Source organism: Clostridia bacterium (genome assembly GCA_036562685.1).
Classification (GTDB): domain Bacteria; phylum Bacillota; class Clostridia; order Christensenellales; family DUVY01; genus DUVY01.
The window spans coordinates 1-16381 of the sequence record DATCJR010000097.1 but is presented as its reverse complement, the minus strand read 5'-3'; the positions used below and the strand labels follow the sequence as shown (position 1 = coordinate 16381).

Genomic DNA, 16381 nt, shown 5'->3' with positions numbered 1-16381 from the left:
TGGTCAGCGTTTTGAAAAAGACTCAAAAATCCATAAAAGAGCTCAATGATTTTTATGTATATCCACAAGTCAATATTAATATTGAAGTCAGCGACAAACACAAAGTTTTGGCTAATGAATACTTGCAATCTGAACTAAAGAGAATAGGCAAAGAAATAGCCAACAAAGGTCGTCTTTTGGTTAGAGCATCTGGAACAGAGCCTAAAATAAGAATTATGACCGAATGCATGGATGCGAAATTATCTGAAGAAAAAGCAAAGGAAATCGCAGAAATAGTAAAAAAAATTAGTTCAGAGGTTAAGTGATATGTGTGGAATTATTGGTTATGTTGGTAATAATGATTGTGTTAACATATTGCTAGATGGATTAAAGCAACTTGAATACCGCGGCTATGACAGCGCAGGTATCGCTGTGATCAACAATCAAAATAAAATAGAAATAATAAAAAAGGTTGGCAGCCCTGAAAAACTTATAGAAGAAGTTTCTAAGACGAATTTGAAAGGTTGTTGCGGAATAGGTCATACCAGATGGGCAACGCATGGCAAACCGTCTGATATCAATTCTCATCCACATAAAAGCGGCATAATCGCATTGATACATAACGGCATAATAGAAAATTTTGCCGAACTTAAAAACGTGCTTCTAACTATGGGTGTAAAGTTTGTAAGCGAAACTGATACCGAAGTTATAGCACACCTGATAAACAACAACTACAAAGGCAATATGCTTCAAACGTTAAAACAAGTTACAGCATTGCTAAAGGGCTCGTATTCCTTGGCAATTTTGTGCGAGAAAGAGCCTGATAAGATTTATGCTGTAAAAAAAGACAGTCCCATTGTAATAGGCAAAGGCAAGGATGCTAATTATGTTGCCAGCGATATAACCGCATTAATAAAACATACAGATCAGGTTTATATTTTGAAAGATTATGAATACGCTTGCTTATCCAAAGATGATATAAAATTTTACGATAAGGACTTACAAGAAATCTCAAAGACTCCGCAAACAATTGATTTTTCATTAAATTCATTAAGACCGGAAGAAAATGGAAGTTATATGCTAAAAGAAATGCGAGAAATTCCGGATGCGGTTAGAAAGACTCTGCAGTTTTATTTGGATAAGGATATAGACGCAGAATTGTCGCCTATTGTAAAAGATATTGACAATATCACGATAGTAGCTTGCGGAACAGCATATCACGCAGGGCTAGTAGGAAAATATCTGATTGAAGAACTTGCAAGAATTCCTGTCAATATTGATATAGCAAGTGAATTTAGATATAAAAAGCCTATAATTTCAAACAAAACTTTGACTATAGCAATAAGCCAAAGCGGAGAAACAGCAGATACTTTAGCGGCATTAAAATACGCAAGAAAATTAGGTTCTAAGTCTATAGCGGTTACCAATGTGCGCACAAGTAGTATTACCCAAAACGTAGATTATGTGATGCCTACAATCGCAGGCCCAGAAATAGGCGTTGCAGCAACCAAAAGTTATAATACTCAGCTTATTGTAATGTTTATTTTGGCGCTTAGCTTGCTAAGAATAAAAAGAGCAATAAAAACTGAAGAATATGAAGAATTATTAAGAGTGTTGCCTGCTAAATGTGACATTATCAAAAACGAATATGAAGATATAGAAAAATTAGCGCTTAAATTTAGCAATGCTAATAGGGTGTTTTTCTTAGGCCGCGGTTTGGATTATGCTGTGGCGCTTGAAGGCGCACTTAAATTAAAAGAAATTTCTTATATAAGCAGTGAAGGATTAGCGGCCGGCGAATTAAAGCATGGAACGCTTGCATTAATTGAACAAGATACTTTGGTTATTGTATTGCTTACCCAAAAAGAACTTATCAACAAGACTATGAACGCATTGTATGAAGTAAAGGCGAGAGGTGCGCAGGTAATAGCAATTACACAGGATGAAACCATTGTTCAAAATGAATTTGTGGATTATGTAATACATATACCGTCCGCCAATGATTATTTTATGCCTGTTTTAGGCGTTATGCCTTTGCAGTATTTTTCATATTATATGGCGGTAAACAAAGGTTATAATCCCGACAAGCCCAGAAATCTAGCCAAGTCTGTAACGGTAGAATAATTTTTAATTTTTTATTCTATATTCATCTCTCTTTTGGGGATTAACAAACAGCGTATGCTGATCGGTATATATTACTCTTCCCAAAGCCGCTTTTGGCGGCTTTTTTACAAATTTTATAAAAGTATAATCAACAGGTACGTTTTGGGATAAATGCGCCTTTGAGTAATATGCGGTTATTTCTGCGGCTATTACAAGCACATGATTGGGTACAACTTTTTTGTCGCTTGTAATCACTGTATGAGAACTGTGTATATCCTTGGTATGCAGCCAGATATCGTCAGGTTTTGAAGATCTGACCAAACGGTCATTTTGTGCGTTATTGCGTCCCACTTTGATCAAAAAGCCGTCAACTTTATATTGTCTTGGTTTGCTGATTTCTTTTTCTGACTTTCTTGTATTGTCTTTTATAAATCCATTTTGTTTCATTTCAGCCGCAATATCTTCTAGATCCTGTAATGTCTCTGCCTGTCTTAAACTCTCTATGATAGTCTGAATATATTCAATAAATTCATTATCTTCATTGATCTGCTGTGTGACTACTTCAGCTGTCTTTTTGGATTTATTATATTTTTTATAATATTTTTGAGCATTCGCTTGAGGTGTCAATTTTATATCCAAAGGAACAGTGATATTGGTATTGTCATAATAATTGAATAATTCAACCTTATCCGTTCGGGATTTTATGTTGTGAAGATTGCTCAAAATCAATTCTCCATATAATTTATATTTTTCTGCTGACGCTGATTCTCTTAGTTTTGTTTCTGCCGACACACGCCTTTTTTCGGCTTTTGATGCTAAGCTTTTAAGGATTTGAAACAACTCGTTATATTTTACCTTAAACGAACTTATGCTTGTCTTTTGACTCATGCAGCTGTCAATAGCCTGATTGATTGAATCAAAGCTGACTGATCGATTACTGTTGATTTTTTGAGGAAAAAGATAATAGTCGTCAGGCTCGCCGTCGTTGGAAAATGTAACTACGGGAAAAATGTCGCCTTTTTTTACCTTATCAGCATAATCATAAAATCTTTTATAAATAATTTTAGATACTTCTTCGTCAATTAATTCCGGTATAATATCTGATACAAGTTCGCTTACTGTAGAAGGAGCAATGCCTTTTAAAAAGCCCATTATATATTTATCCAAAGCCCCGCCTGTAAATTGCATTAAGCGGCTTATAAACTCTTCATAATCATCTATAGTGATTTTGCCTTCTGTTTCTGGATATGTGTAAGCAATATTAGGCAATAACGCGCGTTTTGCAATAGTATCGGTTGAAGTGATGTTAGGATAGATATGCTTGATGCATTCTGTGATAATGCCGTTTTCATTGACTGCTATAACATTGCTGTATTTTCCCATAATCTCAGCAATAACCTTAAAGCTAACATTATCTCTTAATTCGTTCAGCACATTAAATTCAAATTCCAAAATTCTTTCGTATTTGGGCTGAGTTATATTGACAAGCTTTGCTCCGTTTAGATATTTTCTCAAATGCATACAAAAGGCAGGGGCATTTAACGGATTGTCAAAATTTTGTTGGGTCAAATGAATGCGGGCATAATTATCCAAAGCAATAAGCAGTTTTTGTCTGCCGTTTTTGCCATGAAAATTAAAAACTAGAATATTAGACGCAGGCATATAGATTTTTTCAAGCCTTGCGTCAATTATAGACTGATTTAATTCATTTTTTACTGCTGTTAGCGTCAGTGAATCAAAAGGCATTATTTGACCTCAAAAATCTTTTTTCGTCTTTTTATTATATATGATAACAATCAAAACGCGCAATAATAAATTATAATGGTAAAAATTTTGTCAAATAATTGTGTGACAAATGGACCTTAAATACAGGTATGTGCAATTGACAAACATTGTTTGTTTGGGTATAATGTTTTGACAGCATAAAACATATATAACAGGAGATTGTTTTTAAAAATGCAATACACAGTGGACAAATCGGAAAAAGAAGTTAAGCTTTCAATAAAAATTGACAAACAAGAGTGGGAGGAAGCTGTTGAGCATACTTATCAGCACAACAAACACAAATACAGTTTGCCCGGCTTTAGAAAAGGAAAAGTTCCTAGAAAGGCATTAGAAGTTGCTTATGGTCCCTCAATCTTTTTTGAAGATTCTTTTAATGAAGTTTTTTCAAAAGCATATACTGAAATATTGATTAAGGAAAAGGACATAGAACCCATTGACCGTCCCGATGTTACCATAGACGACGTAGCAGAAGACGGAAGCATGACAATAATATGCAAGGTTTTGGTTAAACCCCCTGTTGAGCTTGGCGCATATACAGGTTTGAAAGTTGAAACTGAAAAAGTTGTAGTAACTGATGATGATGTAGATCATGAATTATATCATTTAAGAGAAAGAGCGGCTAGAAAAGTTTCCGTAACAGACAGAGAAGTTAAAGACGGAGATATTGTTGTAATTGACTTCTCAGGTTCAGTTGACGGCGTTAAGTTCGAAGGCGGCACAGCAGAAAAGTACGAACTGACTATCGGCAGCCATACATTCATAGATGGCTTTGAAGATCAGATTATCGGCATGAAAATAGGTGAAACCAAAGACATCAATGTTAAGTTCCCCGATGATTACGGCGCTGAAAATTTAAAAGGAAAACCTGCTGTTTTTGAAGTTAAGCTGCATGAGATTTTTGTTAAAGAACTTCCTGAAGCTGATGACAAATTTGCAAAAGACACTAGCAGTTTTGAAACCTTGGATGAATACAAGGCATCAATTAAGGATAGACTACTAAAAGCGCGTCAACGCAATGCTGAAAACGAAAAAGAAAACAAGCTGCTTGATCAAATAGTGGCTGCAACCAAGACAGAAATTCCCGAAGTTATGATTGAGCATCAGCTTGACAACATAGTAAAAGATTTGGAAATGAGATTGTCATATCAAGGACTAAAACTTGACCAATACTTCAAATATATCAACTCTGACGAAAAGAAGTTTAGACAAGACCGCAAACCTGAAGCTGAAAAAACAGTTAAGATGCGTATGACAATTGAAGAAATAATTAAGCGTGAGAATTTAGGCGCAACCGAAGAAGAAATGAACGCTAAGTTCGCTGAGTTTGCTGAAAAAGCAAAGAAGAGCGTTGATGAATATAAAAAGAATGTAAGTGAACAGCAATATAATTATATGTATAATGAAATAACAATGAACAAGCTTACTACATTCTTGAAAGAAAAGAATGAATTCATTGAAGTTGAACCTAAAGAAACCAAAGCTCATTGTGCGCATTGTAAATAAAATAAAATTTATTTAGGCTGTTTTACAGATTGCGGAATAAATACCAAAAATAGGTTATAAAATAAGTGAGTCGGTTATAAAATAAGTGAGGTAGATAATATGAATAAAGATATGGATAAGATTATGAACAGCGCATTGATCCCTATGGTCATTGAACAGACCGAAAGGGGCGAGAGATCTTTTGATATATATTCTCGACTATTAGAAGACCGCATAGTATTTTTAAACGGCGAGATTAACGATGTTACCGCAAACATAGTAATTGCACAGCTTATCTATTTGGAAGGAAAAAATACAGATAAAGATATATGTCTATATATCAACAGCCCTGGTGGAGTAATCAGTGCAGGCATGGCTATTTATGACACCATGAACTATATTAAGCCCGATGTAAGCACTATTTGCGTAGGACTTGCAGCTTCTATGGGTGCGTTCTTGCTGGCAGCTGGTGCAAAGGGAAAGAGATTTGCATTGCCTAACAGCGAGATTATGATTCATCAGCCTTTGGGCGGTGCGCAAGGTCAGGCAACTGATATAGCTATTCAGGCAGAACATATTCTAAAAACAAAACAAAGAATGATAAAAATCATGTCGCAGATGACAGGTCAGCCCGAAGCTAAGATTGAAAAAGATATAGACAGAGATAATTTTATGACAGCTGAAGAGGCGCAAAAATACGGTCTGATTGACAAGATTTTTGTTAAAAGGAGCTAAATTTGACTGAAAAAGATTTTAGATGTTCGTTTTGCGGAAAACACCAGAGTGAAGTGTCCCGTTTGGTTGTAGGACCTAGCGGAGTATTCATTTGTGAAAGCTGTATAAATGAATGTCTTAATATAATCAAAAAAGACACAAAACCTCAGCCTATAATAAAAGAGCTTCCAAAACCCGAAGAAATAAAAGCTGAACTTGACAACTATATAATCGGACAGGATGATGCAAAAAAAGTATTGTCCGTCGCAGTTTACAACCATTATAAGAGAATTAATTATAATGTCGGCAACGCGATGAAAGGCAAGTCTTTCAAAGACGGAATAGAACTAGAAAAGAGCAATATCTTATTGCTAGGACCTACAGGCTGCGGCAAAACCTTGCTCGCTAAGACATTGGCTAAGATTTTGGATGTGCCTTTTGCAGTTGCAGATGCTACTACATTGACCGAAGCAGGTTATGTAGGTGAAGATGTCGAAAATATTTTGCTAAAACTCATAGTCAATGCTGATTACGACATCAAAAGAGCAGAACAAGGAATAGTCTATATAGACGAAATCGATAAAATTGCAAGAAAGTCTGAAAATGTAAGCATCACTCGTGATGTAAGCGGTGAAGGCGTACAGCAGGCATTGTTAAAGATTATTGAAGGTACAATGGCAAATGTGCCTCCACAAGGCGGCAGAAAGCATCCTCATCAGGAATGCATGCAGATAGATACAACCAATATATTGTTCATATTGGGCGGTGCGTTTGTAGGACTTGATAAGATTATTAACAAAAGAGGCGACCATGCAAGCCTTGGTTTCTCAGGCAATGTGTTAAGTCCCAAGGACGTCAAGGTAAGCGAACTTCTAAAAGATACTCAGCCTCAGGATCTTATCAAATTTGGTATGATCCCCGAATTTGTAGGCAGAATGCCCGTAGTGGTTTCCTTGCACGCACTGGATGAGAACGCGCTTGTCAAGATTTTGACCGAGCCCAAAAACGCTCTTATCAAACAATATCAGAAGTTGCTGTCTATGGACGGCGTAGAGCTTGAATTCAAACCTGAAGCAATATCCGCAATAGCCAAGAAAGCAATATCCTTAAACACTGGGGCAAGAGGTCTAAGGGCGATTTTGGAAGACTGTATGCTGGATATTATGTATAAAATACCTTCAGAGCAAGATATAAGAAAAGTAATTATTAATGAAGATGTTATAACAAAAAAATCCAAACCTGTTTTGGAAATCCAAAAAGCAAGTTAATAAGATAAAAAAAGCGGTTTTCTTTAAAACCGCTTTTTTAATTATTCAGGGAAAACAACAACCAAAAGCATCTTAAAAGGTGTTTGTGCATAAACGGCATGAGGTTTGCCTGCAGGCATTACTATGCTTTTGTTGGCTTCTACTATATAGTCCTTATCATCTATAGTGATCTTGGCTGTTCCTTCAAAGACATGAATCATTGCATCGCCTTTAGAAGAATGCGAAGAAATTTCTTCTCCTTGATCAAAAGAAAACAAAGTAACGCTTACATGTTTGTTTTGAGCCAAAGTTCTGCTTATCACTTGACCTTTTTGGAAACTAACCAAAGATGAAAGTTCTTGTACTGTTTCAAAATCAATATTTTTTAAGTAATTGGTCATAAAACATCTCCTGTATTTTTTAAATAACCTTTTTGATTAGTATACTATATTTATCTCTGTTTTAAAAGCTGGGGCTTTTTTCTTTTTTTAAAGGTAAAGAATGCTGACAAATCCAACAAACCAAAACATATATTGAAAATCACTATGGATATTATGGCGACAAAAGAACAAATAAAGAAGCTTATAGTTTCAGGAGCGAATTTTAGCAGTGACTTTAATACAAGTGTAAGTGCGCAAGAGGGGATCATAAACGCAATATTCATACCCAAAGTCTTTAAAAAATCTAGTTTCATTGAGGTGAGCTTTTTTATATGATAAATATGCATAACTGTGCTAAAAGTATTGGAAATGCCAAGCCCAAGTATCAAAGCGTTGAGTCCCATAATGGGAGTAAAAAACCATATGATTATAATTAAAATCAAAGTGCCCATAATGTAGCTAAGAAATGCTTTATACTGAAGCCCCATAGAATTCATCATTGACGATGTAATATGTTCTATTGTCAAAGATATAATCACTATTGCAGCACGCATCAAGAATACGCCTGACAAATGGTTATTAAAGACGAAATCACCGATTTCTTTGCCCATCACTAGATAAAGCGGTATAAATATTGATGCGGTCATAATCGAAAAAGACAGGGCATTTTTTGCTGTGTTTCCAAGACATACCAAGTTTTTGCATTCATACTCTTCATTTAGTCTAGGCACTAATGCGACAGCTAATGCTCCAGTAAGCGTAATAGGCGAGTACAAAAAGCCCATGGACATACCCACGCTAGAGCCGTAAATTTCCATTGCCTGACTTCCGCTAAGTCCTGAAGCCATTAATCTGTTAGGGATAATTATAGCAATCAAAAAGCTTACTAACGCCGAACAAACACGCATTATGGTGATAGGCGCAGACATTTCAAGAACTTTTTTCACATGACCGTCTGACGGGCTTATTTTTCCGCCTAGTCTGTAATAATAAAAGCACATTGTCAATGAACTTACCGCACAGGCAATCGAAAGCGAGATCGCCGCAAGGTTGGCTCTTAATATAGTGTTTTGGGTGAATAAAAATAATATGATACACATCAGTATTCTTACTGATTGCTCTAATAATTCTATCAAAGAAACAGAAAAGTAATGTTTTTTTGCCCAAATATTTCCTTTAAAAGCATCACCAATAGATGAAAATATTACAGCAGGCATCAGATATAAAAGTATTCCAAAACTCAAAGGATTAGTAAAAATCCTTTTCAACATAGTTTGAAAAGACAGCACTATAAAAATAGCGATACCAGCGGTAACCAAGTTTATGATTATTGCCGCGCTTATTGTAGAATGTTGATTTATATTTCGGTCAAACAGCGATCTAGCTGTAAGCGAGGTAACCGTAATAGGTATCCCGCTTGTAACCATAACCAAAAACACAATAAAAACTGAAAAGGCTACTTGATATACCCCCATCATTTCTGCTCCCAGCGTATGAGAAAGATAAATTCTGAAGAAGAAGCCCAAAGTTTTTGTCAATATGGAAAAGACAGTTATGGTCGCTGCTGTTTTTAATAAGTCCTTTATATGTTTTTCTCCTTATAAATCTTATTGTATTTATATGTCTATTTCTTTATAATTAAAGTGTATATTTTGAAAAATTAGTCGAAAAAGGAATGAAAAGATTAGTTAATTATCGAGTTTTGTTTTTTATCAGCATAATGTTAGGGGCACTAATATTAGGAATATGCGAAATTAATCGTCAAAATTACTTTTGGGGAATTTTGTGTCTGATATTATGCTGTTTGGTCGCTGGTGTAATTATGTTTTTTAAACGGCGGATTTTGAATATTGCCCTGATAAGTGCTATGTGCTTTTGTTGTCTTATTTCAGTGTTTTGGACAATTAATTTTTGGGAAGCTAAAACAAAAATAGACGGGGAAATTATATTTACATTAACAGACGACATCAATTCTGATGAAGATATATTGACAGCTGTGGGAAAAGACATCAAAGTCAACGGTGCAAAAATAAGCGGAAAGGTATGGGTAAGAATTGCTTTAGACAATATCAGCTATCTATATAATCTCAAAGCTGGAGATAAGTTGTTGATATACAGCGGTTCGTTAAATCCTCAGAAGTTATTCAAAAACAACAGCGTCAATTATGAGCAATATCGAAATGATATAAAATACACTTTAAGCTGCACTGAATACGATGTGCGAAGATACAGCGGCAAGATAGATGCTTTGTCTTATATAAGAGGTAAGCTAAAGCAAATAGTGTTTGATAATATCAAGGATTTTGATACCGCTTCGGTGGCTTATGCTATGATTACGGGTGAAAAAGCTTATATATCAGACCAGTTGACGCAAAACTACAAAACATCGGGGCTAGCGCATATTTTGGCTGTATCGGGCATGAACATTAGCTTTTTGATAATCTGCATAAGTTTTTTGTTTTCACGCATCAAGGGGCTGAGATTTTTTAAGCTTTTGATCACTTCCATAATTATTATTTTTTATTGCGCTATATGCGGATTTGTGCCTTCGGTTGCGCGAGCTGGTATTATGGGAATTTTGCTGCTGGTTTCAAAAGCCACAGGACAAAGACATGATTCTCTAAACAGCCTTGGTTTTGCATCTATTGTTTTGTTGCTTATCAAGCCGCTTTATATTTATGATGTATCCTTTTTGCTTTCTTTTGCGTGCGTTTTTTCTATCATCTGTCTTTATTCTCCTATTGCAAATATGCTGAAAAAATTATTTAAAGGTAAGTTAGCAAATTATATAAGCGAATTAATATCAATGACATTGTCAGCCAATATCGGCATATATCCTTTAATGGCATATTATTTTAATTCATTCTCGCTTTATTCTTTGCCTTTCAATATCGTTCTTTTGCCATTGGTCAATATCGCCTTTGTATTGCTTTTTGCTGGCTGTATTATTTCGCTTGTTGTTCCAATCCTTGGGCTTTTGGTTAAGCCGTCAGGGTGGATTATATGGACAGTCAACAAGGCTACATATTTGATTAAAAATTTTAAATATGCCAATATAATTATCTTTTCTTTGGGCGGACTTGCAATTATTTATTATTTGGGCATTTTTGTTTTAGGCGGCTATATCAATATACCTAACAAATTAAAAGCAATATCAGTAACCGCATTGGCCGTCTTTTTTGGACTATTAGTAACTTTTACTAATATTGCAAGTGTTTATAAAGAAAATACATTTACTGCTTTTGAAGGTTCGTATCCTATCGGTATAATAACCACTTCTGATAATTCAAAATATTTAGTAGGCGAAATAAATGATTATAACTATTGGCAAATAAGAAAAGAACTAATAAATAAAAAAATACGAAATCTAGACCGGATAATTATAACCAAAACGCCATATAAAATAGATGCCCTGATTCAAATATCAACAGACTTTAGTGCTGATGAAATAGTGATTGTTACTGATGACTGGGCGTTATGTGATGAGATAGAAGTAAGCAGCAAAATCAATGTCATTCAAATTTTTGATAACATTGATTACACTATCAAAGGTCTAAAAATATATTCTTACAGCTATAACGGCGCAAGACTTGGAACAAAGATCATTTCTAATCAAAAATCAATTTTATTTCCTATAATAAAAGATGAGAAAAATTCAAAAATACTTAATACTTTAATCGGCGGTACTGACATAATAGTTTCTAAGACATATAATCAATATTTGGACTTTATGCTTTGTTTGGTTTATGATAAAATAGAAACGCCAGTTCAAAATGTTATTAATATGTATGAAAAAGGCAATTTTGCTATTTTGCTTTAGTAAAAAGTGTTTTTATGTTAGAATTGGTTTGACTTGAATAGTTTTACGTTCTAGGCAAAGAAATGAAGCAAAAAATATTAGACTTTTTTAATATAAAAGATACACTACAAGCCATAAAAAAGAGGATTTGGATTTTTAGGCTGGTTTCAGGTATCATCATTTTGGCTTTGACTGTTTTGATGATTGTTTTGGAATTAATAGTCTCAAAAGGTTCTATTTCAAATTATTTTGATGTGACCAATCATCTAGGAAGAGTGATATTTGCTTGGTTTACCTTAGGATTGAGATTATTGACCGTAGGCTTTGCTTTTTATGTTTTAGTGATAGGCGGTTATATAAAGAACAAAAAGACCAAAAGATTGCTGTATCTTATTTCTATAATATTAAAAACAGCCAATGTCATTTCTATTTTTATATGGGGAACGGCAGAAAATATCATCTGGGGACTTATAAGCCTTATCCCGATAGGAATATCAATATATTCTTTGGTTATGGGCATAGTGCTAGATAGGTTTTTAGATTATATAAAAACGACTTTTTCTGATTTTAAGCAGACAATATTGATAAAAAAAGGCGATTATACCGTTTCAAACGAGGAAAATAATAAATGAAATATAATGCTTTGCAATCACATATACAATCCAAAAAGTTTCGTCCATGCTATATAGTAATGGGCGAAGACAAATGGCTGGTCAATTCGGCCGTTGATATGCTGTGTTCGGTTGCCAATAACCCTCTGATTAATGCGGTTATATACAACCAAAACGAAGACGAAGAAAACATTGTAAATGCATTAAAGGTAATGCCTTGGGATTCTGATTATAGGGTAGTGGTTGCGCTTGATTTTTCTGTGTCCAAAACGTCATCAAACGGACAAAAAAATACAGGCAAAAAGATATTAGAATATTTAGAGGAACCAAATCCTAGTTCTATTTTGGTGATAAGCGGCGAAGAATCATTTCTTGCTAAACTTTCCAAAAAAGCAGAAGTTATAGATTGTTCAAAACTTGAAAACACAGAGCTTGTGCAGTTTATAAAAAAGCAATGCAACGACAATATCGAAAAGGCAGCGATTGACACTTTGATTGCTTATTGTTCTAAGGATATGGGCAGAATAAATACTGAGCTTCAAAAAATACTGTCTTATAAGATTGACCAAAAAATTACCGAACAAGATGTGAAAGATATTGCCATTAAAGACGATGAATATAAAATATATGAGCTTACAAACTGCCTTGCAAATAAACAGCCTGACGAAGCATTTAGAATCTGGAATACTCTTTCATATGCTTCAGACGATGTTTATCTGATAAATGCGGTGTATGCGTATTTTAGAAAACTGCTGTATGTTGCTGTCAATAAAAACCAAAATGATTTATATAAGCAGTTAGGCGTCAATGAATACGCATTCAAATATTTGCTCAATAATTCCAAAAGTTTCGGCGCAGTAAAGCTGAAAAAAATATGCGACGAACTTCAATCAATGGAATTTCGCATCAAAAGCGGAAAATTAGACAAAGTTGCAGCAGCAGATGCTGTTATTCTTAATATAATCAATATTTAGGAGAGATATGAAACTGTCTAAAAGTATAAATAACATAATTGATAAAATACCTGCTTATGTAGGTGTATTAATGCTTATGGCGAGCATGATATTTTCATGCGCCTATGCTTCTCAAGACATGACTATGATCGCATATACGATGCTTTGGGGAAATGGAGCGTCTGCTGAAACTGTTGGCTGGTGGTTTTATCTTATTGGAGGGCTTATCAATTACGGCATTTTTGAACTCATAATGCGTGTGGTGGTTTATTTTATTAAAATGCAACTAGTAGTCATAAACAAACCCAAAGTATATCATTATACAAGAGTGGTTTTTACTTTTAATTATCTGATTTTAGGAGCTTTCCATCTCATATACTTTTTCTTCCCGCTTTTGCAGGTGATAGGAACTCTAGTTGACTTTTTGATTAGTTCTATTTTCTTATATATTGCTTATCATCTCATTTCAAGAAGATTTCTGCCTGACTTTTTGTGGGCAAGAGCCTTGAGAGCAACTGCGATTATTTTCTTCGTATATCATGGATTTAATGTTTTGATGTCTATACTGGATGTTTTTGGAGGTGTGCTATGAAAAAGATAACGGCGTTATTACTTATTATTCTGGTCTCTTTTACTCTCTTTTTTACAGGCATTTCAAAAACAGTAAGTGCACAAGACGAGCAGATTCAAGTAATCACTGGTATAGAACAGTATCTTATAGATTTTTTGCAAGATAATCCTGATAGAACGAGTTTTAGCGAAAACGAGCAAAAAGCAGGCAAATGGATAGAGCAAAAATTTGAAGATTTTGGACTTGAAACACAGGTTCAGAACTTTGAGGTTGATTACAACAAAAAAACTCAAACATCTCAAAATATAATAGGCGTAATAAACAATCAAAAGGAAAAACAGGTTATTATTTGCGCCCATTATGATAATATATATGGTTCTGAAGAAATTAACGGCTTTGAAGCGGAAGGAGCATATAACAACGGTACGGGCGTTGCTGTTATGCTTGCTTTGGCGGATTATTTTGCAAAAATCCAAGTAGATTTGGACTTTAATATAATTTTCTTGGCGTTAGGTGCAGAAGAACCGGGACTTAATGGATCTAGTTATTATGTGTCAAAAATGCTGTCAAGCGAAAAAGAAAACACCTTGCTTGTAATAGACCTTGACTGCGTTGGCGGTGGAGATTATCTATATCTTTATTGCGATGAGTTGGAAACTATACATCAGCAATTTATAAAAAAGATAGCGGACGACAATAACAGAGCGTTAAAATTGCCGCCAAAGAACAAAAAGACATTTTCTATTCCTACATCTCTTACGCCGTATATGCATTACGGACTTAACAGCGCGAATTTGAATTTTTTAAAGAACGGAATTAATAGTGCGCATTTCTTCTCTAGAAATTGGGATACAACCAAAAAAATTGGTATGGTGGAATCGGAAAAGCATCCTTCAATAATTTATACCAAAAACGATACGCTAGAAATCTTAAGAAAATATTATGGCGATACTTTCTTACAAAAAATGAACAATGCTGCAGATATTATTTATTACACACTGACTAATGATAACTTTGTAAAAAGTATGCAGGATAGCTTAGCCAATAAAAAAGATTATTCACTAATGCTTGACACAAGATTTATAGCATATCTTAAGCTGTGTTTGATAATAATAATGGGAGTTATTGTAATGCTGTTGATAAGACAGTTTAATAACCGTTATCCTATGCCTGTGATAAAGATACGACAAGCGCCGCCTACCTCTGTTTTTGGAGATGAATACGAAAACAGCAAAGGACCTTATAATCAAAACGGAGAAAACAAAAACCCGTTTGACGGTTATTAGTTATTATATTTTCGTGCCAAAAATATTGAAATTGCAAAAAAGATAATAAATTGTCAAATTTTGTTAGATTGATAAATACTTTAACTTTTTATAGGCAAAATCATATATTTTTGGCTTTTTTTCTATTGTAAATTATAGTGCATACGAGTATAATAATTCTATATTAAAGTTGTTTTTACTATAGAAACGGAGTTAAAACAAACGTGGAAGCACAATGTGATTTTTTAATTTATCTTTACGGATATATACTAAAGCTTATAGATACACAAGAAAATTCTCTTAAGCTAAACGAAGCTTTTTCCAAGGTAGTAGAAGGAGATTATACTAATTACGATACGGCTTTGGAGCTTTCCAAAAAAATGAACCAAAACATTATTGACTTGATGGAAGCAAGAGAAGTGTTATCGGCATTCAGCAATGTATATACAAAATATATTAATTAATGGCGGCGGCTTTTTGATGAACTTTTTTACTAAGATTGCTGATGTTTTTAAAAGTTTTAACGGTTGGGATGTCATAGAAATCGTAGTTTTTGTTTTGATTTTTTATGGCATTTTTATGTTTTTGAAACATGCAAATGCTTTGAGAGCTATAAAATACATATTGCTTTTTATAGCGATATATCTATTTATAAGATATTTTGCTTCCCAATTGCCTGTTTTATATTTAGTTTCTGATGTTTTATTTGGAGTAGCACTTATAATATTTTTCTTAGCCTTTTTGCCCGAACTTAGACGTAATTTCTTGAAGCTTATAAGTTCTAGAAAAGTAGCTAGTCATTTTACTGCTAATTCTGAAATCTCTGATGAAGAACTTAATAATACAATTTCAGAAATCATAAAATCTACCCAATCGCTTTCAAAAAGCAATACGGGTGCTTTGATTGTGTTGGTTGCAAACGCTGTTCCTTCGCATATTATTGAAAGCGGAGTTAAGCTAAATTCTGTAATCAGTTCGGCTTTAATTGAGAGTATTTTTAATACAAAATCACCTTTGCATGACGGCGCTGTAATAATCAAGGGCAACACCTTGATTGCGGCAGGATGCTTTTTGCCGCTTTCTCAAGATACCAATCTTCCTAAAGAATTGGGTACAAGGCATAGAGCTGCCATAGGCATTACCGAAAACTATGATGTGTTAACAATAATAGTGTCTGAAGAAACGGGTGTTATTTCAGTAGCAAAAGACGGTGAACTTGCAAGGTATTTTGATTCTAATATGTTGCATAATATTTTGACTGAATTTTACGGCTTGCGCGCACCCGAGCCTGTTACAAAAAAACGCAGAAGGAAATAAGGTATGGAACAAAAAATCAAACAAGAAAATGCCTTTTTAACGGGCTTAAAATCGATTTTTGTTAAGGATATAAAATATAAAGTTTTTTCAATTGTTTTAGGCTTTTTGTTTTGGCTTTTTATGAGTATTAGTATATAATTTGGCATAATATTAATATACAGAGGAAAAAACTATG

The 16381-nt window shown here is 34.2% G+C and carries 16 protein-coding genes; 13 read left to right on the top strand and 3 right to left on the bottom strand.

Annotated elements, in window-relative coordinates; genetic code table 11:
* Both VIL26_04635 and glmS read left to right on the top strand, forming a co-directional pair.
* Positions 1 to 305, top strand: a 305-nt coding sequence (locus tag VIL26_04635) for a phosphoglucosamine mutase (GenBank protein ID HEY8390222.1), incomplete at its 5' end; no start/stop codon positions are given.
* Position 306: 1 nt separating this feature from the next.
* On the top strand, positions 307 to 2103 hold the full coding sequence (glmS, locus tag VIL26_04630; protein HEY8390221.1) for a glutamine--fructose-6-phosphate transaminase (isomerizing): 1797 nt from the start codon (positions 307 to 309) through the stop codon (positions 2101 to 2103).
* A 3-nt stretch (positions 2104 to 2106) separates the two neighbouring features.
* Here the strand turns inward: glmS and VIL26_04625 are convergent, their stop codons facing one another.
* Complete coding sequence (locus tag VIL26_04625) at positions 2107 to 3828, bottom strand: NFACT RNA binding domain-containing protein (protein HEY8390220.1); 1722 nt, start codon at positions 3826 to 3828, stop codon at positions 2107 to 2109.
* Positions 3829 to 4038: 210 nt separating this feature from the next.
* Here VIL26_04625 and tig point away from each other — a divergent pair, with 210 nt between their 5' ends.
* The 3 genes from tig (at position 4039) to clpX (ending at position 7331) form a co-directional block, all read left to right on the top strand.
* Positions 4039 to 5370 carry a trigger factor gene (gene tig, locus VIL26_04620; protein ID HEY8390219.1) on the top strand — a complete coding sequence of 444 codons (1332 nt, stop codon included), beginning with the start codon at positions 4039 to 4041 and terminating at the stop codon, positions 5368 to 5370.
* 111 nt (positions 5371 to 5481) lie between these two features.
* Positions 5482 to 6084: an ATP-dependent Clp endopeptidase proteolytic subunit ClpP gene (clpP, locus tag VIL26_04615; protein ID HEY8390218.1), complete on the top strand. Its 603-nt coding sequence runs from the start codon at positions 5482 to 5484 to the stop codon at positions 6082 to 6084.
* Positions 6085 to 6086: 2 nt separating this feature from the next.
* Positions 6087 to 7331 carry an ATP-dependent Clp protease ATP-binding subunit ClpX gene (clpX, locus tag VIL26_04610; protein ID HEY8390217.1) on the top strand — a complete coding sequence of 415 codons (1245 nt, stop codon included), beginning with the start codon at positions 6087 to 6089 and terminating at the stop codon, positions 7329 to 7331.
* 41 nt (positions 7332 to 7372) lie between these two features.
* Here the strand turns inward: clpX and VIL26_04605 are convergent, their stop codons facing one another.
* Together VIL26_04605 and VIL26_04600 are read right to left on the bottom strand one after the other, a co-directional pair.
* A complete protein-coding gene (locus VIL26_04605) occupies positions 7373 to 7711 on the bottom strand; it encodes a cupin domain-containing protein (GenBank protein HEY8390216.1) in 339 nt (112 codons plus the stop codon).
* 50 nt (positions 7712 to 7761) lie between these two features.
* Positions 7762 to 9276, bottom strand: coding sequence for an oligosaccharide flippase family protein (locus tag VIL26_04600; protein HEY8390215.1), 1515 nt, complete (start codon positions 9274 to 9276; stop codon positions 7762 to 7764).
* Positions 9277 to 9365: 89 nt separating this feature from the next.
* Here VIL26_04600 and VIL26_04595 point away from each other — a divergent pair, with 89 nt between their 5' ends.
* From VIL26_04595 to VIL26_04560, 8 genes are all read left to right on the top strand, one after another.
* Complete coding sequence (locus tag VIL26_04595; protein HEY8390214.1) at positions 9366 to 11510, top strand: ComEC/Rec2 family competence protein; 2145 nt, start codon at positions 9366 to 9368, stop codon at positions 11508 to 11510.
* A 62-nt stretch (positions 11511 to 11572) separates the two neighbouring features.
* Positions 11573 to 12121 (top strand): hypothetical protein, encoded by a 549-nt coding sequence (locus tag VIL26_04590; GenBank protein ID HEY8390213.1) that lies wholly within the window; start codon positions 11573 to 11575, stop codon positions 12119 to 12121.
* On the top strand, positions 12118 to 13074 hold the full coding sequence (holA, locus tag VIL26_04585; GenBank protein HEY8390212.1) for a DNA polymerase III subunit delta: 957 nt from the start codon (positions 12118 to 12120) through the stop codon (positions 13072 to 13074). Before VIL26_04590 ends, holA begins: the two co-directional genes overlap by 4 nt.
* Before the next feature lie 7 nt (positions 13075 to 13081).
* Positions 13082 to 13645, top strand: coding sequence for a hypothetical protein (locus tag VIL26_04580; GenBank protein HEY8390211.1), 564 nt, complete (start codon positions 13082 to 13084; stop codon positions 13643 to 13645).
* Positions 13642 to 14910: a M28 family peptidase gene (locus VIL26_04575; protein HEY8390210.1), complete on the top strand. Its 1269-nt coding sequence runs from the start codon at positions 13642 to 13644 to the stop codon at positions 14908 to 14910. The genes VIL26_04580 and VIL26_04575 overlap by 4 nt, the downstream gene beginning before the upstream one ends.
* A gap of 203 nt (positions 14911 to 15113) precedes the next feature.
* Positions 15114 to 15353 carry a hypothetical protein gene (locus VIL26_04570; protein ID HEY8390209.1) on the top strand — a complete coding sequence of 80 codons (240 nt, stop codon included), beginning with the start codon at positions 15114 to 15116 and terminating at the stop codon, positions 15351 to 15353.
* Between the two features lie 16 nt (positions 15354 to 15369).
* Positions 15370 to 16206, top strand: coding sequence for a DNA integrity scanning protein DisA nucleotide-binding domain protein (locus tag VIL26_04565; GenBank protein HEY8390208.1), 837 nt, complete (start codon positions 15370 to 15372; stop codon positions 16204 to 16206).
* Positions 16207 to 16209: 3 nt separating this feature from the next.
* On the top strand, positions 16210 to 16344 hold the full coding sequence (locus tag VIL26_04560; protein HEY8390207.1) for a hypothetical protein: 135 nt from the start codon (positions 16210 to 16212) through the stop codon (positions 16342 to 16344).
* The last annotated feature ends 37 nt before the right edge of the window (positions 16345 to 16381 follow it).